This window comes from Streptomyces sp. NPDC051684, assembly GCF_044453445.1.
Taxonomy (GTDB): domain Bacteria; phylum Actinomycetota; class Actinomycetes; order Streptomycetales; family Streptomycetaceae; genus Streptomyces.
In genome coordinates, this window is record NZ_JBITCS010000014.1 from 107,085 (window position 1) to 130,281 (window position 23,197).

Genomic DNA, 23,197 nt, shown 5'->3' on the forward strand with positions numbered 1-23,197 from the left:
CGGCAGGACGCGCCCGTTGCTCGTGGGGACATCGCGCACGACGCGTCCGCATTCCGAACCGGCCGCTCTGCATAGTGCAATGTGAAGGTCTCAGTCAAGGTCTGTTATTTCTCCTCTACTTCCGCTCAAATAGCGTCACTTGTGACGCGTGGTGTGCGTGCCACGGAGGAGGGGACCACTCAAGTGACCATCAAGAGACGGGCGTTGAGATCTGTCGCCGTGCTCGCGACGCTCGCCGCCACCGCGGCCACGGGCTCGCTCGCGGCGACGACCGCCCAGGCCGACACCCCGGCCACGACGAGCTCGACGTCCGGAAAGACGTACGGGGGCAAGGGGCACGTCTTCGACGGCCCGTTCAGCAAGCAGCAGGAGAAGCAGCGGCAGGCCGCGCTGCAGCAGGTCCTCCAGGGCACGTCGAAGGTCCAGGAGAAGCACGGCTCCAAGGTCGTGGAGCTGTCCAAGGGCAAGTACGTCGAGCTGGGCCGCGAGCGCACGGACAAGATCTTCACGATCTTGGCCGAGTTCGGCGACAAGGTCGACAACACCACCCTGGTGGACCGCGCGGACGACGACACGGACGAGCTGAAGCCCAAGTACGGCGGCACGCCCGGCCCGCTGCACAACCAGATAGCCGAGCCGGACCGTGCGAAGGACAACAGCACGGCCTGGCAGAAGGACTACAACTCCCAGCACTACAAGGACCTCTACTTCGGGTCCGGCAAGACCGCCTCCGGCAAGGGTGCCGACTCCCTCAAGACCTATTACGAGAAGACCTCATCGGGTCGCTACTCGGTCGAGGGCGAGGTCTCCGACTGGGTCAAGGTCGAGTGGAACGAGGCCCGTTACGGCTCCAACTACTGCGGCGCCGACAACTGCCCGAACGTCGAGGACCTGGTCCGCGACGGCGTCAACGCCTGGGTCGCGCAGCAGAAGGCGGCCGGCAAGTCGGACGCCGACATCAAGGCCGACATGGCCCAGTACGACCAGTGGGACCGCACGGACCACGACAACGACGGCAACTTCAACGAGCCCGACGGCTACATCGACCACTTCCAGATCGTGCACGCGGGCGAGGACGGCTCGGCGGGCGGCGGCGCGCAGGGTGGCGATTCCCTCTGGGCGCACCGCGGTTACGCCTTCAGCCGGGACGACGGCGACACGGGCCCGGCCGGCTTCAAGGCGGGCGGCACCCCCATCGGCGACACCGGCATCTGGGTCGGCGACTACACGATGCAGCCGGAGAACGGCGGCCTCGGCGTCTTCGCCCACGAGTACGGCCACGACCTGGGCCTGCCCGACCTGTACGACACGACGTACACCGGCGAGAACTCGGTCGGCTTCTGGTCGCTGATGTCGGCGGGTTCCTGGCTCGGCACCGGCAAGGACGCCATCGGCGACATGCCGGGCGACATGACGGCCTGGGACAAGCTCCAGCTCGGCTGGCTCAATTACGACAAGGCGAAGGCCGCCACCAAGTCGACGCACAAGCTCGGTGTCTCGGAGTACAACACCAAGCTCAAGCAGGCGCTCGTCGTCGAACTGCCGAAGAAGAACGTCACCACCGACATCGTGCAGCCCGCGGAGGGCACGAAGCAGTGGTGGTCGGACTACGGTGACGACCTCGACAACACGCTCTCGCGCACGGTCGACCTGACCGGCAAGACGTCGGCGGCCCTCGAACTCGACGGCTGGTACGACATCGAGAAGGACTACGACTACCTGTACACGCAGGTGTCCACCGACGGCGGCGCGAGCTGGAAGACCGTCGACGGCACGGCCGACGGCCAGCCGATCCCGCGCGACGGCGGCGACAAGCCGGCGCTCACGGGCACCAACGGCACGTTCCAGCACCTGAGTTACCCGCTGGACGAGTACGCCGGGCAGAAGATCGACGTCCGCTTCCGCTACAAGACCGACGGCGGCGTGGCCCAAATGGGCTTCGCCTTCGACAACTTCACGGTCAAGGCGGACGGCGCGACGCTGTTCTCCGACAACGCCGAGACGGAGCAGGCCGGTTGGACCACGCGCGGCTTCTCCCGCGTCGGCGCCTCCATCTCCGGCGACTACCCGCAGTTCTACCTCGCGGAGAACCGCCAGTACGTGTCGTACGACAAGACCCTTCGGGTGGGCCCGTACAACTTCGGCTGGCGCGACGGCGGGGCCAAGCAGAACTGGGTCGAGCACTACGCGTACCGCCCCGGCCTCATGATCTGGCAGTGGGACACCTCGCAGCGCAACAACAACGTCGGCCAGCACCCCGGCAAGGGGCTGATCCTCCCGGTCGACGCGCACGCGAAGCCGCTGAAGTGGTCCGACGGCAAGCTGATCACCAACAAGATCACGCCGTACGACGCCGCCTTCGGCCGCTACCGGGTCCCCGGCATGACGCTCCACAAGCTGGGCGTCGAAACGAAGATCCCGGCGCAGTCCGGTGTCCCGGTCTTCGACGATCACAAGGGCACGTACTGGTACGCGGAGAACCCCACGGGCAGCGTGCGCACAACTGACACCAACACCAAGATCAGCATCGTGAAGCAGCCGCGCGACGGCTCCTCGATGACGGTCAAGGTGGGCCCCTCGGCCAAGAAGTAAGGCAAAACCGCAGGTCAAAAGCGGATCGGCCGCGACCCTCTAGCGGGGTCGCGGCCGGTCGTGCTTAGGTGCGTCCTGTGAGTTCCTTATTGACACTACGTCTCACGGGGGTGTGACAGTCATGTCCGCAGGAGGGTTCTGCAAGCTGCCGGGAGGCACCGTGGTCGTCGCTCTGACCCTGCCCGCGCCCGGCTCCGCCGACGGCGCCGTACGGGTCCTGGTGCACGCCGCGAACCGACCCCGGGCCCTGACCCGCCTGCGCAACCTGGGCCTGCGCGCGGTCTACCTCCGGGGCAACGCCCAGCCGCCGACCCCGGACGAGATAACCGCGGTCCTCCACCACCCGGACGGCCTCATCTGGCGCACGGCCCCGAACGCGAGATCGGGCGAGCTGTGGCACCCGATACGCGCGCTTCTGCGCAACGCTGCGGTCCCGTCATGACCACTCTCGTCGGGCGATCGAGCAAGAGTCCGGACAAATCAAGCCTCTCCGGCGATTGAGGAGCGGGGTCCGGGGCAGAGCCCCGCGACGTCAAGCCACGACGGGCTTACCCGACAGCTCGACCCCAGCCGAGCGCAGCTCATCCAGCGCCGCCTCGGTAGTGGCCGCGGACACCCCGGCCGTAAGGTCAAGCAGCACCTTCGTCCGAAACCCGCTCCGCACCGCATCAAGCCCGGTGGCCCGAACGCAGTGATCCGTGGCGATACCGACCACATCCACCTCGGACACCTCCCGCGCCCGCAGCCACTCCGCCAGCGGCACGCCGTTCTCGTCCGCCCCCTCGAACCCGCTGTACGCGGCCGAGTACGCCCCCTTGTCGAACACCGCGTCGATCGCGCCGGAGGCGACCGCGGGGGCGAAGTTCGGATGGAACCCCACCCCCTCGGTCCCCGCGACGCAGTGCCGCGGCCAGCTGTGCACGAAGTCCGGCGCCTCCGAGAAGTGCTCACCGGGATCGATGTGATGGTCACGCGTGGCGACGACGTGCTGATAGCAGCCGCCCCCGGCCTGCCCGACGAGATCGGTGATCGCGGCAGCGACATCGGCACCCCCGGCCACCGCGAGGCTGCCGCCCTCGCAGAAGTCGTTCTGCACATCCACGACGATCAGGGCGCGACGCATGATTGCTGTCCTTCTGCTTGGAGACTACGAGCGTAGAAGCTTCAAGTGCGTTGCGGGAGAGGGCATGGGCCGCCCTCGGGAGGGCCGTGAGCCTCAGACGTACTCGGTCGGAATCACCGGCTCGCCCCGCGACAGCTGCGTCGCCGAGAGCGGCAGCAGGTCGCGCGCCGCGATGTGCCGCTCGCGCACCGCGTCGAGCGGCTCACGGGCCACCACCTCGCCGCCCTTGACCAGCTCGACGAGGAGCTGCCGGTCGGCAAGCTCCGCCGGGACGGCCCCCGTGCCGACGACCTCGGCCTCCGCGACCCCGCCCGCGTCGGGCCGGCGCGCGGCCCACTTGCGGCCGCCGATGGACGTCTTTCCGCCCGCCGACTTCTTCGCCACGGGCACGAGCGGCGCCTTCGGGTCGGCGGACTCGGCGCGCGCGACCAACTTGTAGACCATCGAGCAGGTGGGGTGCCCGGACCCGGTCACCAGCTGCGTACCCACCCCGTACGCGTCCACGGGCGAGGCCGCGAGCGAGGCGATGGCGTACTCGTCGAGGTCGGAGGTGACGACGATCTTGGTGTTGGTGGCGCCCAGCTCGTCCAGCTGCTGCCGCACCCGGTGCGCGACCAGCAGCAGGTCGCCGGAGTCGATCCGGACGGCGCCCAGCTCGGGCCCCGCGATCTCGACGGCCGTCGCGACCGCCTCCTGTACGTCGTACGTGTCCACGAGCAGCGTCGTCCCCTTGCCCAGGGAGTCGACCTGGGCCCGGAAGGCGTCCCGCTCGGTGTCGTGGATCAGCGTGAAGGCGTGCGCGCTGGTGCCGACGGTCGGGATCCCGTAACGGAACCCGGCCGCCAGGTCCGAGGTCGTCGCGAACCCGCCCACGTACGCGGCGCGCGAGGCGGCCACGGCGGCCAGCTCGTGCGTGCGGCGCGCGCCCATCTCGATCAGCGGCCGGTCCCCGGCGGCCGAGGACATCCGGGACGCCGCGGCGGCGATCGCCGAGTCGTGGTTGAGGATCGAGAGGATCACCGTCTCCAGGAGCACGCACTCGGCGAAGGAGCCCTCGACGCGCAGCACGGGGGAGCCGGGGAAGTAGACCTCGCCCTCGGGGTAGCCCCAGATGTCGCCGGAGAAGCGGTAGTCCGCGAGCCACTGGAGGGTCGGCTCGTCGACGACATCGCGCTCGCGCAGGAAGTCGAGCACCGCCGCGTCGAAGCGGAAGTTCTCGACGGCGTCCAGGACACGCCCGGTGCCCGCGACGACGCCGTAGCGGCGGCCCTCGGGCAGGCGGCGGGTGAAGACCTCGAAGACCGAGTGCCGGTCGGCGGTGCCCGCACGCAGGGCGGCCTGCAGCATCGTCAGCTCATAGTGGTCGGTGAAGAGCGCTGTCGACGGAACGTCCACCGGCAGGCCCAGGTCCGCTGTGTTCATAGGATGGATGCTACCCCCGATTAGCGTCAGGGTGACGATTTCTGCGTCCGTTTGTGCGTGGGGCGGGTGGTGGTGGCAGCATGGGCCCTGTGACGGCTCCAGCACCCCTTGAGATCGAAAGGCCCGAGACGACGGAGGACGCGTCCGTCGTCCCCGAGTCGGACGTCCCTTGGATCACGCTCGTCCACAATGATCCGGTGAACCTCATGAGTTACGTGACGTATGTCTTCCAGACGTACTTCGGGTACTCCAAGGACAAGGCCACCAAACTCATGATGGACGTCCACCACAAGGGCCGGGCCGTCGTCTCCACCGGTTCCCGCGAGGAAATGGAACGCGACGTGCAGGCGATGCACGGATACGGCCTGTGGGCCACGCTTCAACAGGATCGGAAGTAGCAGCATCCCGATGCCAGGACATTTCGAACCGATCCCCGGCGGCGGCGCGGCCGTCGCCCTCGACGACGTCGAGATCTCCATCATCCGCTCGCTGGCGGTCCAGCTCCTCGAGCTGATCGGGCCGGGCCCCGGCGGCGAGGAGAGCGACGACCCGCTCGCGGAACTCTTCGCCGAGGGGCCGAGCGAACCGCCCTCCGACGCGGTGCTGCGCCGGCTCTTCCCCGACGCGTACGGCGGCCCGGGGGCCGAGGGCGAGAGCGTCGAGAACGCCGACGAACTGCGTGCCCATTCCTCGGAGTTCCGCCGCTTCACCGAGAACGACCTGCGGGCCGGCAAGCGCGAGGACGCCCTCGCGGTGATCCGCTCGCTCGACACGCTCAGCCCGGCGGGCGACGGCGGCGCGGTCCTCAAGCTGCAGCAGGGTGAGTCGGTCCAGTGGATGCGCGCGCTCAACGATCTGCGCCTCGCGATCGGCACGCGTCTCGACATCACCGACGAGGAGGACACGGACCTCCTCTACCGGCTGCCGGACGACGACGCGCGCAAGCCGATGGTGATGGCGTATCTGTGGCTCGGCGGGCTCCAGGAGACCCTCGTCGAGACCCTGACGGCCTGACCGTCGGTCAGGTTGGCCTGTTCGCTCAGCGGGTCCTCAAATCCGTATAACGATCCCGTCACCGCGCTGCCCCAGCTTGCGGAGCGGTGATTGGTTTTGTCCTGTTTTTCTGGTGGCGTGCGCCACACGCGCCTCGGCCAAGGCCGATGAACGCCGTGATAAATCTTCACGACCACCCGAGGGACGCCACCCCTGTCCTGTCGGGGGGCGCCCCGACCGGCCGACCGCCGGTAGGCACCAGCTCCATCCATCCAGGGGCCCAGACCCCAAAGGATCGTCACAGTCGATCCGAGCCGCGCACGGCACGGATCGGCATGGAGAAAGGCGCACACCATGACCTCAGTGCAGGTCGACGAGCAGCACGACGGCAATGAGGCCGCGCAGGCCGAGACCGACGAGGGTTATCAACGAGGCCTCGGGGCCCGGCAGATCCAGATGATCGCCATCGGCGGCGCCATCGGGACCGGCCTCTTTCTCGGTGCGGGCAAGGGCATCTCCAAGGCGGGGCCCAGCCTGATCCTGGCGTACGCGGTCGCCGGCGTGGTCATCTTCTGCATCATGCGGGCGCTCGGCGAGCTCCTCATGTACCGCCCCGTGTCCGGCTCCTTCTCGGAGTACGCACGCGAGTTCATCGGCCCCTTCGCGGGCTTCGCGACCGGCTGGACGTACTGGCTGTTCTGGGTCATCACCGGAATGACCGAGGTCACCGCCGCGGCCACCTATATGACGTTCTGGTGGGACATCCCGCAATGGGTGTCCGCACTCGTCTTCACCGTCATCCTCTACGGCGCCAACCTGATCTCCGTGAAGCTCTTCGGTGAGCTGGAGTTCTGGTTCTCCACCGTCAAGGTCACCGCCATCATCGGCATGATCCTGATCTGCGCCGGCATCCTCACCATCGGCTTCTCCGACGCCGGTGACACGGCCTCCCTCACGCACCTGTGGGACCTCGGCGGCTTCTTCGCCGGCGAGAACGGCATCGGCTCGACGCTGATGACCCTGCAGATGGTGATGTTCGCGTTCCTCGCGGTCGAGCTCGTCGGTGTCACCGCGGGCGAGGCCAAGGACGCCAAGAAGGTCCTGCCGAAGGCCATCAACACCGTGCCGTGGCGCATCGCCGTCTTCTACGTCGGCGCCCTGATCATGATCCTCTCCGTCGTGCCGTGGACCTCCTTCAAGGCCGGCGAGAGCCCGTTCGTGCACGCCTTCGACAAGATGGGCCTCGGCGTCGGCGCCGCCATCGTCAACTTCGTCGTGCTGACCGCCGCGCTGTCCTCCTGCAACTCGGGCATGTACTCCACCGGCCGCATGCTGCGCGACCTCGCGCAGAACGGCCAGGGCCCGAGCTTCTTCACCAAGCTGAGCAAGAACGGCCTGCCGGTCGTCGGCACCACGTTCTCCGCCGCGATGATGCTGGTCGGCGTCTGGATCAACTACCAGTGGCCGGGCGAGGCGTTCAACTACGTCGTCTCCTTCGCCACCATCTCCGGCATGTGGGCCTGGATCATCATCCTGATCTGCCAGATCCGCTACCGACTCAAGTCGGACCGCGGCGAGCTCCCGAAGTCCGAGTTCCGCGCCCCGTGGGGCGTCTGGGTCAGCGGCCTCGCGCTCGCGTTCATCTTCATGGTCATCGTCCTGATGGGCATCGACCCGGATGCGCGCGTCTCCCTGTACGCCGCCCCGGTCTGGGCCGCGATCCTGGGTGTCTCCTACTTCTTCCTGAAGAAGCGCAACCCGGAGGCCGCCGCCTTCGCGAAGCGCGGCTGACGCACCCCGTCTCACCAAGTGGGCCCCTTCGTACCGCACTCCGGTACGGCGGGGTCCACTTGCTTATTCCCGCCCGTCTCCCACCACCGCCCCAACGGAGTGCTGCGCACCCTGCTTATTCTTTTCGCATGTTGAAGATTTCCCAGACCCTGGTCGACCAGATCGTCGAGCACGCCCGCAAGGACCACCCCGACGAGGCCTGCGGCGTCATCGCGGGTCCGGTCGGCGAGGGCCGCCCCGAGCGCTTCATCCCGATGCTGAACGCCGCCCGCTCGCCCACGTTCTACGAGTTCGACTCGGGTGACCTGCTGAAGCTCTACCGCGAGATGGACGACCGCGACGAGGAGCCCGTCGTCATCTACCACTCGCACACGGCCACCGAGGCGTACCCCTCGCGCACCGACGTCACGTACGCGAACGAGCCGAACGCGCACTACGTCCTCGTCTCCACCGCCGACGCCGACGACGCGGGCCCCTTCCAGTTCCGCTCCTACCGCATCGTCGAGGGCGAGATCACCGAGGAGGAGGTCGAGATCACCGCCTGAGCGGCACGCCCCTGACCTCGTGTTTCTCATCCACCGGACGCATTTCGGTCGCATGGTGAGATCACATTCCGGGATCCGGACCGGGAATCGATACGATGAGCCCATGGTTTCCCACGACGTGAGCGAAAAGACGCCGGGCATGCTGCTCGTTGCGCGGCTGCACGTCGACCTGTGCCGCCTCGCCAGCGCCATCTGTCCGCGCTGAGCCGGACCGCCGGGCACCCGCCGCGGGCCCGCGGCTCCAGCCACCCACGCACCTGACCGGAAACGCCCGCGCCCAGGCGCGCTCACCCACACGACTTCCGACTCCCGACAGGAGCCCAGCATGGCCATCGAGGTCCGCATCCCGACCATCCTCCGCACCTACACCGACGGCGCGAAGGCCGTCGAAGGCGCCGGGGACAACCTCAGCGAGCTCTTCGCCGACCTGGACACCCGGCACGCGGGCATCGCCGACCGCATCGTGGACAACGGCCAGCTGCGCCGCTTCGTGAACGTCTACCTGAACGACGAGGACGTCCGCTTCCTCGACGGCATCGGCACCAAGCTCTCCGACGGCGACAGCATCACGATCCTGCCGGCCGTGGCCGGCGGAATGCGCTGAGCCGGCTCATGCGCTACGACAGCCCGCTGGCCGCGGTGGGCAACACCCCTCTGGTGCGCCTGCCGCGGCTCTCGCTCTCCGACGACGTGCGGATCTGGGCGAAGCTGGAGGACCGCAACCCGACCGGCTCGATCAAGGACCGCCCCGCGCTCCACATGATCGAACAGGCCGAGAAGGAAGGCCGGATCAAGGCCGGGGACACCATCCTCGAACCCACCTCCGGCAACACCGGAATCTCGCTCGCGATGGCCGCCCGCCTCAAGGGCTACAACATCGTCTGCGTCATGCCGGAGAACACCTCGCAGGAACGCCGTGACCTGCTCGCCATGTGGGGCGCGGAGATCATCCCGTCCCCGGCCGCGGGCGGCTCCAACACGGCGGTCCGGATCGCCAAGGAGCTGGCCGAGCAGCACCCGGACTGGGTGATGCTCTACCAGTACGGCAACCCGGACAACGCGGGCGCGCACTACGCCACGACCGGCCCGGAGATCCTCACCGACCTCCCGTCCGTCACGCACTTCGTGGCGGGCCTCGGCACCACCGGCACGCTCATGGGTGTCGGTCGCTATCTGCGCGAGCACAAGCCCGACGTCAAGATCGTCGCGGCCGAGCCGCGCTACGACGACCTCGTCTACGGGCTGCGCAACCTCGACGAGGGCTTCGTTCCGGAGCTGTACGACGCCTCCGTCCTCACCACCCGCTTCTCGGTCGGCTCGGCCGACGCGGTGACCCGCACGCGTGACCTCCTCCAGCAGGAGGGCATCTTCGCGGGCGTCTCCACGGGGGCGGCTCTGCATGCCGCGATCGGCGTGGGCAAGAAGGCGGTGAAGGCGGGGGATTCCGCCGACATCGTGTTCGTGGTCGCCGACGGTGGCTGGAAGTACCTGTCGACGGGCGTCTACACGGCCGCGACGACCGAAGAGGCGATCGAGGTGCTGCACGGCCAGTTGTGGGCGTGACTTCTTCGTCCGGCCCGGCATTGCGCCGGTCCGGCAATCTCAGCCCCTCCGGCGATTGAGGAGCGGGGTCCGGGGCAGAGCCCCGAGGCCGCGACGCCGGAGGGGCTTTCAGTGGCCCAGGTGCCGAACCTGATCCCACAACCCCGGATCGATCACCCCGGCCCGCCGCCGAAACTCCCCGAGAGGGACCTCGCGGAGCTCGTCCGTCTCCAGGAAGCTCGCCCGCCCCCGCGCATCGCCCACCGTCCCCGGCGGCAGCGCGATCACACCGGGCCGCTCGTCGTGGTACCGGCTGGTGATCTTGGCGACGGTGGCCACGCCGCGCCGCACCGACAGAACCAGGCACGGCCGGTCCTTGCCGCCGGGCCCGTCCTCGTACGGCACCATCGCCCACCAGATGTCACCCGGCTCGGGCCCACGGGCGTGTCCGCCCCGCGGCGCATGCCGATCGCGGCGGCGGTGACGCGTGCCGCGCCCCCATCCGTCGACCAGCGTCGCGACGAGCGCGAGCAGTACGACGGCAGCGAGCGCGAGCCACCAGGACGTGTCCATAGGCATGACGGTACCGGTGGGACCCGCGAGGTGCTTCCGCGGCCCGAACCCCTCCGAACCGGTGACAGCGCAGGTGAGTTCGCCCACAACAGCCCGTGACGGAGGAGCCACCCGCCCTTTTGCGCCTTACGCTCGACTGACCCCCTCGGGCCCGTGCGCCCATGGCTCCACCCTGCATTTCCGACCGCCAGCGCGGAGGTTGAAGGCTCTTATGAAGCTCACCGTCGTCGGCTGCTCGGGGTCGTTCCCGTCCGCGGATTCGGCCTGCTCGAGCTACCTCGTCGAGGCCGACGGCTACCGGCTGCTTCTCGACATGGGCAATGGCGCCCTGGGCGAGCTGCAGCGCCACGTCGGTCTCTACGACCTCGACGCGATCTTCCTTTCGCATCTGCACGCGGACCACTGCATCGACATGTGCGCGTACTTCGTCGTGCGCTACTACCGCCACGACGGCGGCCGTTGCGCCCCCATGCCCGTCTACGGCCCCGAGGGCACCGAGCAGCGCCTGACCACCGCGCACGCCGACACGCCCTCCGCCTCCGCGTTCAGCGAGGTCTTCGACTTCCACACCGTGAAGCCGGGTTCGTACGAGATCGGGCCGTTCTCCGTCCGCATGGAGAAGGTCTGCCATCCGGTGGAGTCGTACGCGATCCGGGTCGAGCACGGCGGGCGCTCGCTGACGTACTCCGGGGACACCGGACCGTGCGCCGCGCTGGACGAACTGGCCCAGGACAGCGACCTGTTCCTGTGCGAGGCCGCGTTCACGCACGGCAAGGAGAACATCCCGGCGCTGCACCTCAACGGCCGGGAGGCGGGGGAGGCGGCGCAGCGTTCCCGCACCCGCAAGCTCGTCCTCACCCACATCCCGCCGTGGACCGACCCGCAGGTGAACCTCACGGACGCGCGCGCGGTGTACGACGGTCCGGTGGAGCTGGCCGCGCCGGGGGTGACGTACACGATCTGAGCCCGTACGTGTACGGGAACGACGAGGGCCCCGGAACCTTCAGCGGTTCCGGGGCCCTCGTCGTCGTACGGGGGAGGGGCTCACGCCTTCGTGAGGTCCTCGACCTCCTCCTCGGGCTCGCGGCCCGGGGTGGTGAGGTTGAACTTGATGATCGCGAACCGGAAGGTCGCGTAGTAGAGCACCGCGAAGACCAGGCCGATCGGGATGATCATCCATGGCTTGGTGGCATGGGTCCAGTTCAGCGCGTAGTCGATGAACCCGGCCGAGAAGTTGAACCCGGCGTGCACACCCAGGGCCCAGGTGATCGCCATGGACACTGCGGTGAGCACCGCGTGCAGGACGTACAGGACCGGCGCGATGAACATGAAGGAGAACTCGATCGGCTCGGTCACACCGGTGACGAACGAGGTCAGCGCGAGCGAGACCATCATGCCCATCACGGCCTTGCGGCGCTCGGGCCGCGCGCAGTGCGCCATCGCGATCGCGGCGGCCGGCAGGCCGAACATCATGATCGGGAAGAAGCCGGACTGGAACATGCCGGCCGAGGGGTCACCGGCGAGGAAGCGCGGGATGTCGCCGTGCACGACGTCGCCCGCGGCGTTGGTGAAGTCACCGAGCTGGAACCAGGCGACGGTGTTCACGAACTGGTGCATGCCGATCGGGATCAGCGCGCGGTTCACGGCGCCGAACAGGCCCGCGCCACCGGCGCCGAGGCCGGTCATCCACTCGCCGAAGCTGGAGATGCCGCTGCCGATGGGCTCCCAGACCAGGCCGAAGAAGACGCCGACGACGATGCCGACGAAGGCCATGATGATCGGGACGAGCCGGCGGCCGTTGAAGAAGCCCAGCCAGTCCACCAGCTTGGTGCGGTAGAAGCGCTGCCACAGGATGGCCGCGAGCAGACCCATGATGATGCCGCCGAGGACACCCGGGTCGTTGTACGTAGCCGCTACGTCCTCGCCCTTCTTGACCACCGCCTCGGTGACCGGGAAGGCCTCGAGGACCTTGCTGTAGACGAGGAAGCCGACGACGGCGGCGAGCGCCGTCGAGCCATCGGACTTCTTGGCGAAGCCGATGGCGACGCCTATGCAGAACAGCAGGGGAAGGCTGCCGGTGAGGGCGCCGCCCGCGTTGTTGAAGACCGCGGCGACCTTGTCCCAGCCGAGGCCGTCCTTGCCGAAGATGTCGTCCTGGCCGAGCCGCACCATGATGCCGGCGGCCGGAAGCACCGCGATCGGCAACTGCAGGCTGCGGCCCACCTTTTGGAGGCCCTGGAAAAGGCCGGAACCCCGCTTCTTTGCGGGGGCCGCCGTAGCGCTGGCGGTGCTCATCAACTTCCTCCATGAAAAGCAGATGGTCTACACCACTCAGTGGTGTAGACCTGTTGTAGCACGGTGAAGGCGGGATAAGGAACCCTTGATTCCCGCAGCAATCCCGCGGCAAAGGGCCCCCGGACCGGGTGGTCCGGGGGCCCTTTGCCGCGAGGGCTCCTGGCGGAGCCGAAAGCGTTATGCCTTGGTGATGTCCTCGACCTCTTCCTCGGGCTCGCGCCCCGGAGTCTTGATGTCCCACTTCGTGATCGCGAAACGGAAGATCACGTAATAGAGGGCGGCGAAGACCAGGCCGATCGGAATGATCATCCATGGCTTGGTGGCCAGATTCCAGTTGATCAAGTAGTCGATCAGGCCCGCGGAGAAGCTGAAGCCGTCCTTGACGCCGAGCGCCCAGGTCACCGCCATCGACACACCGGTCAGGACCGCGTGCACCGCGTACAGCGCCGGCGCGATGAACACGAAGGAGTACTCGATCGGTTCGGTGATGCCGGTGACGAACGAGGTCAGCGCGAGCGACAGCATCATGCCGCCGACCATCTTGCGCCGCTCGGGCCGTGCGCAGTGGACCATCGCGAGGCAGGCCGCGGGGAGGGCGAACATCATGATCGGGAAGAAGCCCGACTGGTAGATGCCCGCGGTCGGGTCGCCGCTCAGGAACATGTTGATGTCGCCGTGCACCGTCGTGCCGTCGGGCTTCGTGTACGAGCCGAACTGGAACCACAGCGGGACATTGAGGAACTGGTGCAGGCCGATCACCAGCAGTGCGCGGTTGGCGACGCCGAAGATGCCGGAACCGATGGCGCCCAGGCTCTCCAGCCAGTTCGAGAAGCTCTCCAGACCGTCACCGACCGGCGGCCAGATCCACAGGCACAGCGCCGCGAAGAGGATGCCGATGAAGGCCATGATGATCGGGACGAGCCGGCGGCCGTTGAAGAAGCCGAGCCAGGAGACCAGCTTGGTGCGGTGGTAGCGGACCCAGAAGAACGAGGCCAGGAAGCCCATGATGATGCCGCCGAACACACCCGGGTTCTGGTACGTGAAGGCTGTCACGGCGCCGTCCGCCGCCTGACACCCCGTCGCCACCGCCTTCGCCCCGCTGTCGCAGTCGATCGGGAACTGGTGGAGCACGCCCCGGTAGACGAGGAAGCCCGCCACCGCCGCGAGAGCCGTCGAACCGTCCGCCTTCTTGGCCATGCCGATCGCGACACCGATGCAGAAGAGCAGTGGCAGCCCGAGGTCGGCGTCGAGCAGGGCGCCGCCCGCGCCCGCAAAGACCTTGGCGACATTCGTCCAGCCGAGACCGTCGTCGCCGAAGACGTCGGGCTGGCCGAGACGGTTGACGATGCCCGCCGCCGGGAGCACGGCGATGGGCAGTTGAAGGCTGCGCCCCATCTTCTGGAGCCCCTGGAAGAAGTTGCTCCAGGGGCTCGGTCGTGGTGCGGCTGCAGCGTTGGAGCTCATGGGCGTCCTCCCGGAACAAGCCACGTTTGGCAGGCGTTAGATAGGCTGATTACTGGTGTAGACCAGTTGCGGGGACGGGTCGGTCCGTGCTCGTCATCTTTCGTCACGGGTGGAGTTACCGCCCGCGAAGATGGGCCAACCGTGGGTTACCGTGACAAAGCGGCCCAGAGGCGGGCCCGGAGAACACAGGGAGAACGAAATGGCCACGAAGGCTGAGAAGATCGTCGCCGGCCTCGGCGGACTCGACAACATCGAAGAGGTCGAGGGCTGCATCACCCGCCTGCGTACCGAGGTCTCCGACCCGAGCCTGGTCGACGAGGCCGCGCTCAAGGCCGCCGGCGCCCACGGCGTCGTCAAGATGGGCACCGCGATCCAGGTCGTCATCGGCACCGACGCGGACCCCATCGCCGCCGACATCGAAGACATGATGTGACCCACTGAGGCCGCACGCGCGAAGGCCCCGCCCCCGTACGCCAAGGGGTGGGGCCTTCGGCGCACCCGATACGCTCCTCCCTATGTCTCGCATCGACGGCCGCACCCCCGAACAGCTCCGCCCGATCACCATCGAACGCGGCTGGAGCAAGCACGCCGAAGGCTCCGTCCTCGTCTCCTTCGGAGACACCAAGGTCTTCTGCACCGCCTCCTTCACCGAGGGCGTCCCGCGCTGGCGCAAGGGCAGCGGAGAGGGCTGGGTCACCGCCGAGTACTCGATGCTCCCGCGCTCCACGAACACCCGCGGCGACCGCGAGGCCGTGCGCGGAAAGATCGGCGGACGCACGCACGAGATCAGCCGCCTGATCGGCCGCTCGCTGCGCGCCGTCATCGACTACAAGGCCCTCGGCGAGAACACCATCGTCCTCGACTGCGACGTCCTCCAGGCCGACGGCGGTACGCGTACGGCCGCCATCACCGGCGCGTACGTGGCGCTCGCCGACGCCATCGCCTGGGCCCAGGGCAAGAAGCTCATCAAGGCCGGCCGCAAGCCGCTGACCGGTTCGGTCGCCGCCGTCTCCGTCGGCATCATCGACGGTGTCCCCATGCTCGACCTCCCCTATGAGGAGGACGTGCGCGCCGACACCGACATGAACGTCGTCTGCACCGGCGACGGCCGCTTCGTCGAGATCCAGGGCACCGCCGAGACCGAGCCGTTCGCCCGCGACGAGCTCAACTCCCTGCTCGACCTGGCCGTCGCGGGCTGCGACGAGCTCGCCGTGATCCAGCGCAAGGCGCTGGAGGAGACCCTCGGATAACTGCGCGCCGAGGTAAAGAACTCCCCAAGTGGGGTGGCCGGGCACAGCAACCGCACAGCCATCGACTGCGTCACTACGGGTGGGTGGACGGCGCACGACACCAACTGCCGTCCGCCCGTCCGTACTTCAGGGGAGGACCCTTCCATGCCCGCGCGTCACCGCCGTCTCGCCGTACTGGCCGCCACCGCGGCACTCGTCGCGATACCGGCCACCGTCGGCTGCTCTGCCGTCGACAAGGCACTCGACTGTGCCCGGACCGCCGAGTCCATCGCCGACAGCGTGACCGGGCTCCAGCAGGCCGTGGAGAACGCGTCCAACGACCCGACGCAGGCCGACGAGTCGCTCGACAGGATCGACAAGAACCTCGACGACATCGGTGCCAAGACCGACAACGCCGATGTCTCCAGGGCCGTCGACGACCTCAACAAGGCCGTGGACAACGTCCGTACGTCGATCAAGAACGGTGACGAGGCCCCGGACGTCTCCCCGGTCGTCGATTCCGCGGGCGAGCTGACGAAGGTCTGCACTTCCTAGCGGGGGAGCGGCGGCGGGAGCGCGGGTGGCTGGATACTGGAGGCATGACCCGCCTCATCCTCGCCACCCGTAACAACGGCAAGATCGTCGAACTCCGCTCCATCCTCGCCGACGCCGGCCTCCCCCACGAGCTGGTCGGCGCCGACGCGTATCCGGAAGTCCCGGACGTCCGTGAGACCGGCGTGACGTTCGCCGAGAACGCCCTCCTCAAGGCCCACGCCCTCGCCCAGGCCACCGGGCTGCCCGCCGTCGCCGACGACTCCGGCCTCTGCGTCGATGTCCTCGGCGGCGCGCCCGGCATCTTCTCGGCGCGCTGGGCCGGCAAGCACGGCGACGACAAGGCCAACCTCGACCTGCTGCTCGCCCAGCTCGGCGACATCGACGACGACGTCCACCGGGGGGCCCACTTCGCGTGTGCGGCGGCGCTCGCGCTGCCGGACGGGACGGAGCGGGTGGTGGAGGGGCAGTTGCGCGGTGTGCTGCGGCACGCTCCCGCGGGGGCCGGTGGGTTCGGATACGACCCGATCCTCGAGGTCGAGGGGGACGGGCGGACGGCGGCGGAGCTGTCGGCGGACGAGAAGAACGCGATTTCCCACCGGGGGAAGGCGTTTCGGGCGCTGGTACCGGTGGTGCGGGACCTCTTGGCCTGACCGGGCGTGTAGGTCGACGGTCCCTGGGGGCGGGCCGTTTCCGCGGTACCGGTGTTGCGGTCGCGGGGCGCTGCCCCGGTCCCCGCGCCTCAATCGCCGGCGGGGCTGGATTGGCCGCACCGGCGTTGCGGCCTTGGGGCTCTGCCCAGATCCTGCTGCCTGGCCCGTTGGCCCGCCCATCTCCCACCCTCCCGCCCCCTCCGGGGGCTTCGGCCCCCGTGGCCAGGGGCCGTGCCGCGCAACCATCAAGCCCCTGCGGCGATTGAGCAGCGGGGTCCGGGGCGGAGCCCCGAAGCGGTGCGGCCTACCGCAATGGTTGCGGGCCCCCGTGGAGCTGACGCCCCCGGAGGGGGTGGGTGGTGGGAGATGGGCGGAGCCCGCGAGTGGTGCGCCGCAGCGCGGTAGGCGCCGACCCCGCCTCAGCGAACATCCACCGCCTCAGCAAACACCCACCGCCCCGACAGGCCTCCGCCCCCGGGGCAGACCTCCCCCCTCCGGCAGACATCACCCACTGCCCCGGCAGACCTCCGCCCCCGGTAGACCTCAACCCCGCCCCCGGGGTAGGCCTCCCCCCACCCCACCCGCCCGCAGAGCTCACCCGTCGCCGCGGTCCAAGCGCCCCCGGCGCCTGGCCTCCTTCAGGCGGCGCTTCTCCGCCCGCGTCACCTTGCGTTCCACCCCGACGCCGCCCCAGAACGCGAATCCGGTGACCACTACGCGCGGGGCGCCCGCGTCGCCCGGTACCCCCTCCTCGCTGTGGTCGAAGCCGCCCATGATGCCGATGCCGCGCACCACGACCTCCACGCCCGGCGGCACGACCACGTTCACCCCGCCCATGACCGCCACGCAGTTGATCACGATCTCGCGCGCCTCGAAGTCCGCCTCGCGCAGATCGATCTCGCCGCCGCCCCAGAACGCGAAACAGTTGAAGCGCCGCGGCGCCGTCCACCGCCCCTTGCGCTGGAACCCGGACATGATTCCGACGCCCCACGTCGAACTCGCCTCGCCCCGGATGCGCGCACCCCAGTCGACGGCCCCCTCGGGCAGTGGCTCCTTCACGAAACTCACGGCCCCCGGGGCGGACGCCACCGGCAGGTCCTTCGTCAGCGGCGTCAACTCCCCGTACGTACGCGCCTGATAGGCCGCGTCGAGCCGCTCGCCGAACTCCTCCATGTCGAGCCGCCCCTCCGCGAGGGCGTCCCGCAGCCGCTCGGCGACCAGTTCACGGTCGGCGTCGGAGGCGCGGAGTTCGGGGACCGGGGGCGTAGAGCCGGATTCGTCCGTCATGGGGTCAGCGTACGGAGGACCGCCGTCAAGGCGCTACGGATGAGTCCCGCGCGTACATCCGCGCGATCACCGCCTCGATGTCCGGCTCCCGGACCGACAGGTCGGCCAGCGGATAGCGCTCGGCGACCGCCGCCACCAGCGGCGCCGCCGACTGCCCGGCCGGGAACGCCAGCCACTGCCGCGCCCCCTCCACCTTCACCACCCGCGCGAACTCCACATCCAGCGGCGGCAGTTCACGCTCCAGGTCCACGACGAGGGTGCGTTCGGCGGCCGCGCCGCCCGTCGCGTGCAGACCCTCCAGCTCACCGTCGTACATGAGACGGCCGTGGTCGATGACCATCACGCGGCGGCACAGCTGCTCGATGTCGGTCAGGTCGTGCGTCGTGAGGAGGACCGTCGTGCCGCGGTCCGCATTCAAGTCCCGTAGGAATTCCCGGACTTTGACCTTCGACACCACGTCCAGGCCGATCGTCGGCTCGTCCAGGTACAGCACCTCGGGGTCGTGGAGCAGCGCCGCCGCGATGTCGCCGCGCATCCGCTGCCCGAGCGAAAGCTGCCGTACCGGCGCCTCCAACAGGTCGTCCAGCTCCAGGAGTTCGACACAGCGGGACAGGTTCTCCGCGTAGCGGCTCTCCTCGATCCGGTACATGCGGCGCATCAGGCGGTACGAGTCGATCAGCGGCAGGTCCCACCACAGCGTCGTCCGCTGCCCGAAGACGACACCCATTCGGCTCGCCAGGCGCGCCCGCTCCCGCGAGGGGTCGATGCCGGCGACCCGGAGCCGGCCCCCGCTCGGCGTCAGGATCCCCGTCAGCATCTTGATCGTCGTCGACTTGCCCGCGCCGTTCGGCCCGATGTAGCCGACCATCTCGCCGCGCCGCACCGAGAAGCTCAGCGAGTCCACGGCCCGCACCTCGCGCCGCTCCCGCCGCATGAAGCCCGTCTTGCGCCGTACGTCGAAGACCTTCTCGACACCGTCGAGCCGGATGAACTCGTCTCCCATGGAACCCGTCTCCAACGTCAACTCCCCGTGCTGCGGTACGTACGAAGCGCCGCCCGCCAGGCGAACAGCGCGAGGGCCAGACACGCGGCCGCCACCAGCGGCGGCGCGAACGCCACCCACCGCGGCAGGTCCAGCGGATAGGGGCGGCCCAGGATGTAGAGGCCCGGCAGCCAGTTGACGAAGGCCAGCGGCAGCACGAACGTGACACCGCGCAGCAGCGTGTCGCCGAAGACGGTCGGCGGGTAGCTGAGCATGGCGTTGCCGCCGAACGTCGCCGCGTTCTGCACCTCGGAGGCGTCCTGCGCCACGATCTGGAAGGCCGCGCCCCCGATGAACACGGCCGTGAAGATGGCGCCGCCGCTCACCACCAGGGCCGGGACGAGCAGCACCTTCAGCGGCGTCCACGCCACGTCGACCGCCGTGAGGCCGTAACCGAGCACCACCACGCCCTGCGTCACCCGCCCCAGCCTGCGCAGCGCGAACCGGTCCGCCGCGACCTGCGCGAGCACCGGCGCGGGCCGCACCAGGAACGTGTCGAGCGTGCCGTCCCGCACCCGCTGCCCGAGCCGCCCCACCGAGCCGAAGGCCAGGTCGGCGAGGCCGAAGGCGGTGCCCGCCGCCCCGTACAGGAAGGCGATCTCGGGCAGCCCGTACCCGCCGAGCCGGTCCACCTGCGAGAACATCAGCAGGATCCCGACGAACTCCAGGCCGGTCACCGCGAAGTTCCCGAAGACCGTCATCAGGAACGACGCCCGGTACGTCATCGTGGACCGGATCCACATCCCGCCCACCAGCCGGTACGTGCGCACCGCCGCCCGGAGCGCACCCCCGCCGCCCGGCCGGTACGCCCGCGCCACCGCGCCCGCCGTCGTGCCCTGCTCAGCCACCCTGAAGCACCACCCTCCGCGTCGCGGCGGACTGCAGCAGCCGCCCCGCACCGAGCAGCACCACCGCCCACGCCCCCTGGAAGACCAGCGCGCCCGCCACGCCCCGCTCACCGAGCAGCACATCCGCCGGCACCTGGAGCAGCGCCGACCACGGCAGCGCGCGGGCGAACTCGCCGAAGGCGCCCGGGAACACATTCAGCGGCAGCAGCATCCCCGAGAAGAACGTCGACACGAGCCCCGACATCTGCGCGATCCCGCTGCCGTCGAGCAGCCAGAACGCGGACAGCGCCACCAGATAGCGGATCGCGAAGCTCACCGTCGCCCCCACGAGCAGCGTCAGCAGGAACGCCGCCCATCGCCATGGATCCGTGGGCAGCGCCAGCCGGAAGATCAGCGACCCCACCGCCATCGGCACGACACCGCGCCCCAGGAACTGGAACGCGGCCCGGCCGAGGTCCTGCGCCAGCCACCAGCACTGCAGATCCACCGGCCGGTACAGGTCGACGGCGACGTCCCCGCTGCGGATCCGCTCCATCAGATCGGTCTCGAAGCCGCCGCCGATCTGCAGCACCATCACCGCGAACATCGCCTGCCCGACCCACACGAACGTCAGCGCCTGCGCCTGGTCGTACCCGCCGAGGTGCGGCCGTTCGTCCCACAGCGCGATATAGGTGCACGCGATGATCAGGCCGAACACGGTGTTCGTGAAGACCCCGGCGAGCGTCGCCCCGCGATAGGTGGCATACCTGCGGAAACCTCCGGCCGCGACGGTCGCGTACAGCCGCACTGCTCCCACTGGTCCCCCTCGCGAAACAGGCCGAAGCGCAGGAGCCTAGTCAGAGCGCGCGTCGCCTGCCACGGATTTTCCGCGCGGTGTAGCAGTCTTAGAGGTCTTATGTGCCATACGAGGCGTACGTGACGTACGCGGCGGATCAGGAGTTCCACAGGACATGAGCAGCGACGAGCCGGAGCAGCCCGAGCAGCCCGCCGAGCAGTCCGACGCGGGCGCCACACCCGCCGCCACCGGCGGCAAGGCCAAGCGCCCCAAGCGCACCGGCTGGCGGCGCCTGATCCCCACCTGGCGGATGGTGCTCGGCGGCCTCATCGGCTTCATCCTGCTGTGCATCGGCCTGTTCGCACTCGGCTACTTCCTCGTGGACATCCCGGCCGCCAACTCCGCGGCGACCGCGCAGAGCAACGTCTATCTGTACGCCGACGGCAGCCAGATCGCCCGCGACGGCGAGGTCAACCGGGAGAACGTGAGCCTCACTCAGGTCCCCAAGTCGGTGCAGCACGCGGTGCTCGCCGCCGAGGACCGCGACTTCTACTCCGAATCCGCCGTCGACCCGCAGGCCATGCTGCGCGCCGCCTGGTCCACGCTCACCGGCAAGGGCAAGCAGGGCGGCTCGACGATCACCCAGCAATACGTGAAGAACTACTACCTGGGCCAGGAGCAGACCGTCTCCCGGAAGGTGAAGGAGTTCTTCATCTCCATCAAGCTGGACCGCGAGAAGTCCAAGGACGACATCCTCGAGGGTTACCTCAACACCAGCTACTTCGGGCGCAACGCCTACGGCATCCAGGCCGCCGCCCAGGCGTACTACGGCGAGGACGTCCAGGACCTGTCGGCCGCCCAGGGCGCCTACCTCGCGGCCCTGGTCAACGCCCCCAGCGCGTACGACGTGGCCGCGCACCCCGAGAACAAGGACGCGGCCACCGCCCGCTGGAACTACGTGCTCGACGGCATGGTCAAGGAAGGCTGGCTCGACGCCTCCGACCGCAAGAACATGAAGTTCCCCGCTCCCGACCGGGCCAAGGCGCCCTCGGGCCTCTCCGGGCAGCGCGGCTACCTCGTACAGGCCGTCAAGGACTACATCACCGACAACAAGATCCTCGACGAGGACACCCTCGCCGGCGGCGGCTACCGCATCACCACCACGTTGCAGAAGAAGAAGCAGAACGCCTTCCAGAAGGCGGTCGACGACCAACTGATGTCGAAGCTCGACAAGAACGCCCGCGACATCGACAAGAACGTCCGCGCGGGCGGCGCCGCCATCGACCCGTCGAACGGCAAGGTCCGCGCCATGTACGGCGGCGTCGACTACACGAAGCAGTACGTCAACAACGCCACCCGCCGCGACTACCAGGTCGGCTCCACGTTCAAGCCGTTCGTCTTCACGTCCGCCGTCGAGAACGCCTCGACCACGCAGGACGGCCGCCGGATCACCCCGAGCACCATCTACGACGGCACCAACAAGCGCCCCGTACAGGGCTGGGACGGCGGCCACTACGCCCCCGCGAACGAGGACGACCGCTCCTACGGCAACATCACCGTCTCCACCGCCACCGACAAGTCCGTCAACGCGGTGTACGCGCAGATGGCCGTCGACGTCGGCTCCGACAAGGTCAAGCAGACCGCCCTCGACCTCGGCATCCCCTCCGACACCCCGGACCTGACGGCCTCCCCGTCGATCGCGCTCGGCCCCTCCACCGCGTCCGTCCTCGACATGACCGAGGCGTACGCGACACTCGCCAACCACGGCGAGCACGGCACGTACACGCTGCTCGACTCGATCACCAAGAACGGCGAGGGCGTCACGCTCCCCGAGAAGGAGACCCGGCAGGCCGTCCCGCGCCAGGCCGCCGACACCACGACGTCGATCCTCAAGTCCGTCGTCGACGGCGGCACCGGCACCGCCGCCAAGGCCGCCGGCCGCCCCGCCGCGGGCAAGACCGGCACCGCCGAGGAGGACAAGGCGGCCTGGTTCGCGGGCTACACCCCCGACCTCGCCACCGTCGTCTCCGTCATGGGCCAGGACCCCACCTCGGGCGCGCAGACCCCGCTGTACGGGGCGACCGGCCTGCCCCGGATCAACGGCGGCGGCTACCCGGCGCAGATCTGGGCCCAGTTCACCCAGGCCGCCCTGTCCGGAACCCCGGCGAACGACTTCGACCTGGACCTCCAGAACGGCGCCGAACAGGAACCGCTGCCCTCGACCCCGGAGTCCTCCCCGGAATCGGCGACCGAGTCCCCCTCGGACACCGCCTCCGCGACCCCCTCCGACGAGGAGACCCCGTCCGAGGAACCGTCGGGCGAGACACCCCCGACCGAGGAACCGACCGGCGGCGAAGAGCCCACCGACACCCCCAGCCCCGACGACACGGACCTGAACCCCCTCGGCGCCCCTCTCGAATCCCCCTGAGCCGCACGGCCGCGACGCGCGGCAGCACATGAAAAAGGGCTGG

General features: G+C 69.1%; 24 protein-coding genes. 15 read left to right on the plus strand and 9 right to left on the minus strand.

Annotation, left to right across the window (positions count from 1 at the left end):
• Window positions 1-183 precede the first annotated feature (183 nt).
• Together ACIA8D_RS18685 and ACIA8D_RS18690 are read left to right on the plus strand one after the other, a co-directional pair.
• The gene (locus ACIA8D_RS18685; RefSeq protein ID WP_399233406.1) at window positions 184-2,592 is read left to right on the plus strand and encodes an immune inhibitor A domain-containing protein; all 2,409 of its coding nucleotides are present in this window, start codon (window positions 184-186) and stop codon (window positions 2,590-2,592) included.
• 121 nt (window positions 2,593-2,713) lie between these two features.
• Entirely contained in the window at window positions 2,714-3,034 is a 321-nt protein-coding gene (locus ACIA8D_RS18690; protein WP_399233408.1) for a hypothetical protein, read from the plus strand.
• 90 nt (window positions 3,035-3,124) lie between these two features.
• On the opposite strand, the gene ACIA8D_RS18695 is transcribed toward ACIA8D_RS18690, so the two are convergent.
• Together ACIA8D_RS18695 and ACIA8D_RS18700 are read right to left on the minus strand one after the other, a co-directional pair.
• On the minus strand, window positions 3,125-3,715 hold the full coding sequence (locus ACIA8D_RS18695; RefSeq protein WP_399233411.1) for an isochorismatase family protein: 591 nt from the start codon (window positions 3,713-3,715) through the stop codon (window positions 3,125-3,127).
• A 93-nt stretch (window positions 3,716-3,808) separates the two neighbouring features.
• Window positions 3,809-5,137 (minus strand): nicotinate phosphoribosyltransferase, encoded by a 1,329-nt coding sequence (locus tag ACIA8D_RS18700; RefSeq protein ID WP_399233413.1) that lies wholly within the window; start codon window positions 5,135-5,137, stop codon window positions 3,809-3,811.
• An 80-nt stretch (window positions 5,138-5,217) separates the two neighbouring features.
• On the opposite strand from ACIA8D_RS18700, the gene clpS reads away from it, so the two are divergent.
• From clpS to ACIA8D_RS18735, 7 genes are all read left to right on the plus strand, one after another.
• Window positions 5,218-5,535 carry an ATP-dependent Clp protease adapter ClpS gene (clpS, locus tag ACIA8D_RS18705; protein ID WP_399233415.1) on the plus strand — a complete coding sequence of 106 codons (318 nt, stop codon included), beginning with the start codon at window positions 5,218-5,220 and terminating at the stop codon, window positions 5,533-5,535.
• A gap of 10 nt (window positions 5,536-5,545) precedes the next feature.
• Window positions 5,546-6,151, plus strand: coding sequence for a DUF2017 domain-containing protein (locus tag ACIA8D_RS18710; RefSeq protein ID WP_399233416.1), 606 nt, complete (start codon window positions 5,546-5,548; stop codon window positions 6,149-6,151).
• 333 nt (window positions 6,152-6,484) lie between these two features.
• Complete coding sequence (locus ACIA8D_RS18715; protein ID WP_399233419.1) at window positions 6,485-7,921, plus strand: amino acid permease; 1,437 nt, start codon at window positions 6,485-6,487, stop codon at window positions 7,919-7,921.
• Between the two features lie 128 nt (window positions 7,922-8,049).
• The gene (locus ACIA8D_RS18720) at window positions 8,050-8,466 is read left to right on the plus strand and encodes a Mov34/MPN/PAD-1 family protein (protein WP_399233421.1); all 417 of its coding nucleotides are present in this window, start codon (window positions 8,050-8,052) and stop codon (window positions 8,464-8,466) included.
• Window positions 8,467-8,569: 103 nt separating this feature from the next.
• Entirely contained in the window at window positions 8,570-8,671 is a 102-nt protein-coding gene (locus ACIA8D_RS18725) for a putative leader peptide (RefSeq protein ID WP_323179532.1), read from the plus strand.
• 120 nt (window positions 8,672-8,791) lie between these two features.
• Window positions 8,792-9,070, plus strand: coding sequence for a MoaD/ThiS family protein (locus ACIA8D_RS18730; protein WP_399233424.1), 279 nt, complete (start codon window positions 8,792-8,794; stop codon window positions 9,068-9,070).
• Window positions 9,071-9,078: 8 nt separating this feature from the next.
• The gene (locus ACIA8D_RS18735; RefSeq protein WP_399233426.1) at window positions 9,079-10,029 is read left to right on the plus strand and encodes a PLP-dependent cysteine synthase family protein; all 951 of its coding nucleotides are present in this window, start codon (window positions 9,079-9,081) and stop codon (window positions 10,027-10,029) included.
• A gap of 108 nt (window positions 10,030-10,137) precedes the next feature.
• On the opposite strand, the gene ACIA8D_RS18740 is transcribed toward ACIA8D_RS18735, so the two are convergent.
• Window positions 10,138-10,581, minus strand: a complete 444-nt coding sequence (locus ACIA8D_RS18740; protein ID WP_399233428.1) for a type II toxin-antitoxin system PemK/MazF family toxin — start codon at window positions 10,579-10,581, stop codon at window positions 10,138-10,140.
• A gap of 211 nt (window positions 10,582-10,792) precedes the next feature.
• Between ACIA8D_RS18740 and ACIA8D_RS18745 the strand changes: the two genes are divergently transcribed.
• A complete protein-coding gene (locus ACIA8D_RS18745) occupies window positions 10,793-11,545 on the plus strand; it encodes an MBL fold metallo-hydrolase (RefSeq protein WP_399233429.1) in 753 nt (250 codons plus the stop codon).
• Window positions 11,546-11,625: 80 nt separating this feature from the next.
• On the opposite strand, the gene ACIA8D_RS18750 is transcribed toward ACIA8D_RS18745, so the two are convergent.
• Both ACIA8D_RS18750 and ACIA8D_RS18755 read right to left on the minus strand, forming a co-directional pair.
• A complete protein-coding gene (locus tag ACIA8D_RS18750; protein WP_399233431.1) occupies window positions 11,626-12,876 on the minus strand; it encodes a PTS transporter subunit EIIC in 1,251 nt (416 codons plus the stop codon).
• Window positions 12,877-13,053: 177 nt separating this feature from the next.
• A complete protein-coding gene (locus ACIA8D_RS18755; RefSeq protein ID WP_399233433.1) occupies window positions 13,054-14,340 on the minus strand; it encodes a PTS transporter subunit EIIC in 1,287 nt (428 codons plus the stop codon).
• A 199-nt stretch (window positions 14,341-14,539) separates the two neighbouring features.
• Here ACIA8D_RS18755 and ACIA8D_RS18760 point away from each other — a divergent pair, with 199 nt between their 5' ends.
• The 4 genes from ACIA8D_RS18760 to rdgB all read left to right on the plus strand — a co-directional run bounded on the left by ACIA8D_RS18760 (window position 14,540) and on the right by rdgB (window position 16,774).
• Window positions 14,540-14,773, plus strand: coding sequence for a PTS glucose/sucrose transporter subunit IIB (locus ACIA8D_RS18760; protein ID WP_306322340.1), 234 nt, complete (start codon window positions 14,540-14,542; stop codon window positions 14,771-14,773).
• A gap of 82 nt (window positions 14,774-14,855) precedes the next feature.
• Window positions 14,856-15,590, plus strand: a complete 735-nt coding sequence (gene rph, locus ACIA8D_RS18765; RefSeq protein WP_399233435.1) for a ribonuclease PH — start codon at window positions 14,856-14,858, stop codon at window positions 15,588-15,590.
• 144 nt (window positions 15,591-15,734) lie between these two features.
• On the plus strand, window positions 15,735-16,124 hold the full coding sequence (locus ACIA8D_RS18770; RefSeq protein WP_399233437.1) for a hypothetical protein: 390 nt from the start codon (window positions 15,735-15,737) through the stop codon (window positions 16,122-16,124).
• 44 nt (window positions 16,125-16,168) lie between these two features.
• On the plus strand, window positions 16,169-16,774 hold the full coding sequence (gene rdgB / locus ACIA8D_RS18775) for an RdgB/HAM1 family non-canonical purine NTP pyrophosphatase (protein ID WP_399233439.1): 606 nt from the start codon (window positions 16,169-16,171) through the stop codon (window positions 16,772-16,774).
• A gap of 594 nt (window positions 16,775-17,368) precedes the next feature.
• Here the strand turns inward: rdgB and ACIA8D_RS18780 are convergent.
• From ACIA8D_RS18780 to ACIA8D_RS18795, 4 genes are all read right to left on the minus strand, one after another.
• Window positions 17,369-18,061, minus strand: a complete 693-nt coding sequence (locus ACIA8D_RS18780) for a DUF1707 domain-containing protein (RefSeq protein ID WP_399233441.1) — start codon at window positions 18,059-18,061, stop codon at window positions 17,369-17,371.
• Between the two features lie 25 nt (window positions 18,062-18,086).
• Window positions 18,087-19,064, minus strand: a complete 978-nt coding sequence (locus ACIA8D_RS18785) for an ATP-binding cassette domain-containing protein (protein ID WP_399233443.1) — start codon at window positions 19,062-19,064, stop codon at window positions 18,087-18,089.
• A 17-nt stretch (window positions 19,065-19,081) separates the two neighbouring features.
• Window positions 19,082-19,846: an ABC transporter permease gene (locus ACIA8D_RS18790; protein WP_399233577.1), complete on the minus strand. Its 765-nt coding sequence runs from the start codon at window positions 19,844-19,846 to the stop codon at window positions 19,082-19,084.
• Window positions 19,847-19,943: 97 nt separating this feature from the next.
• A complete protein-coding gene (locus ACIA8D_RS18795; protein ID WP_399233579.1) occupies window positions 19,944-20,738 on the minus strand; it encodes an ABC transporter permease in 795 nt (264 codons plus the stop codon).
• A 163-nt stretch (window positions 20,739-20,901) separates the two neighbouring features.
• On the opposite strand from ACIA8D_RS18795, the gene ACIA8D_RS18800 reads away from it, so the two are divergent.
• On the plus strand, window positions 20,902-23,154 hold the full coding sequence (locus ACIA8D_RS18800; protein ID WP_399233445.1) for a transglycosylase domain-containing protein: 2,253 nt from the start codon (window positions 20,902-20,904) through the stop codon (window positions 23,152-23,154).
• The last annotated feature ends 43 nt before the right edge of the window (window positions 23,155-23,197 follow it).

Coding starts and splice junctions, on each gene's coding strand:
- ACIA8D_RS18690 (WP_399233408.1), top strand. CDS start 2,714: ATGTCCGCAGGAGGGTTCTGCAAGCTGCCGGGAGGCACCGTGGTCGTC.
- ACIA8D_RS18695 (WP_399233411.1), bottom strand. CDS start 3,715: ATGCGTCGCGCCCTGATCGTCGTGGATGTGCAGAACGACTTCTGCGAG.
- ACIA8D_RS18700 (WP_399233413.1), bottom strand. CDS start 5,137: ATGAACACAGCGGACCTGGGCCTGCCGGTGGACGTTCCGTCGACAGCG.
- clpS (WP_399233415.1), top strand. CDS start 5,218: ATGGGCCCTGTGACGGCTCCAGCACCCCTTGAGATCGAAAGGCCCGAG.
- ACIA8D_RS18710 (WP_399233416.1), top strand. CDS start 5,546: ATGCCAGGACATTTCGAACCGATCCCCGGCGGCGGCGCGGCCGTCGCC.
- ACIA8D_RS18715 (WP_399233419.1), top strand. CDS start 6,485: ATGACCTCAGTGCAGGTCGACGAGCAGCACGACGGCAATGAGGCCGCG.
- ACIA8D_RS18720 (WP_399233421.1), top strand. CDS start 8,050: ATGTTGAAGATTTCCCAGACCCTGGTCGACCAGATCGTCGAGCACGCC.
- ACIA8D_RS18725 (WP_323179532.1), top strand. CDS start 8,570: ATGGTTTCCCACGACGTGAGCGAAAAGACGCCGGGCATGCTGCTCGTT.
- ACIA8D_RS18730 (WP_399233424.1), top strand. CDS start 8,792: ATGGCCATCGAGGTCCGCATCCCGACCATCCTCCGCACCTACACCGAC.
- ACIA8D_RS18735 (WP_399233426.1), top strand. CDS start 9,079: ATGCGCTACGACAGCCCGCTGGCCGCGGTGGGCAACACCCCTCTGGTG.
- ACIA8D_RS18740 (WP_399233428.1), bottom strand. CDS start 10,581: ATGGACACGTCCTGGTGGCTCGCGCTCGCTGCCGTCGTACTGCTCGCG.
- ACIA8D_RS18745 (WP_399233429.1), top strand. CDS start 10,793: ATGAAGCTCACCGTCGTCGGCTGCTCGGGGTCGTTCCCGTCCGCGGAT.
- ACIA8D_RS18750 (WP_399233431.1), bottom strand. CDS start 12,876: ATGAGCACCGCCAGCGCTACGGCGGCCCCCGCAAAGAAGCGGGGTTCC.
- ACIA8D_RS18755 (WP_399233433.1), bottom strand. CDS start 14,340: ATGAGCTCCAACGCTGCAGCCGCACCACGACCGAGCCCCTGGAGCAAC.
- ACIA8D_RS18760 (WP_306322340.1), top strand. CDS start 14,540: ATGGCCACGAAGGCTGAGAAGATCGTCGCCGGCCTCGGCGGACTCGAC.
- rph (WP_399233435.1), top strand. CDS start 14,856: ATGTCTCGCATCGACGGCCGCACCCCCGAACAGCTCCGCCCGATCACC.
- ACIA8D_RS18770 (WP_399233437.1), top strand. CDS start 15,735: ATGCCCGCGCGTCACCGCCGTCTCGCCGTACTGGCCGCCACCGCGGCA.
- rdgB (WP_399233439.1), top strand. CDS start 16,169: ATGACCCGCCTCATCCTCGCCACCCGTAACAACGGCAAGATCGTCGAA.
- ACIA8D_RS18780 (WP_399233441.1), bottom strand. CDS start 18,061: ATGACGGACGAATCCGGCTCTACGCCCCCGGTCCCCGAACTCCGCGCC.
- ACIA8D_RS18785 (WP_399233443.1), bottom strand. CDS start 19,064: ATGGGAGACGAGTTCATCCGGCTCGACGGTGTCGAGAAGGTCTTCGAC.
- ACIA8D_RS18790 (WP_399233577.1), bottom strand. CDS start 19,846: ATGTGGATCCGGTCCACGATGACGTACCGGGCGTCGTTCCTGATGACG.
- ACIA8D_RS18800 (WP_399233445.1), top strand. CDS start 20,902: ATGAGCAGCGACGAGCCGGAGCAGCCCGAGCAGCCCGCCGAGCAGTCC.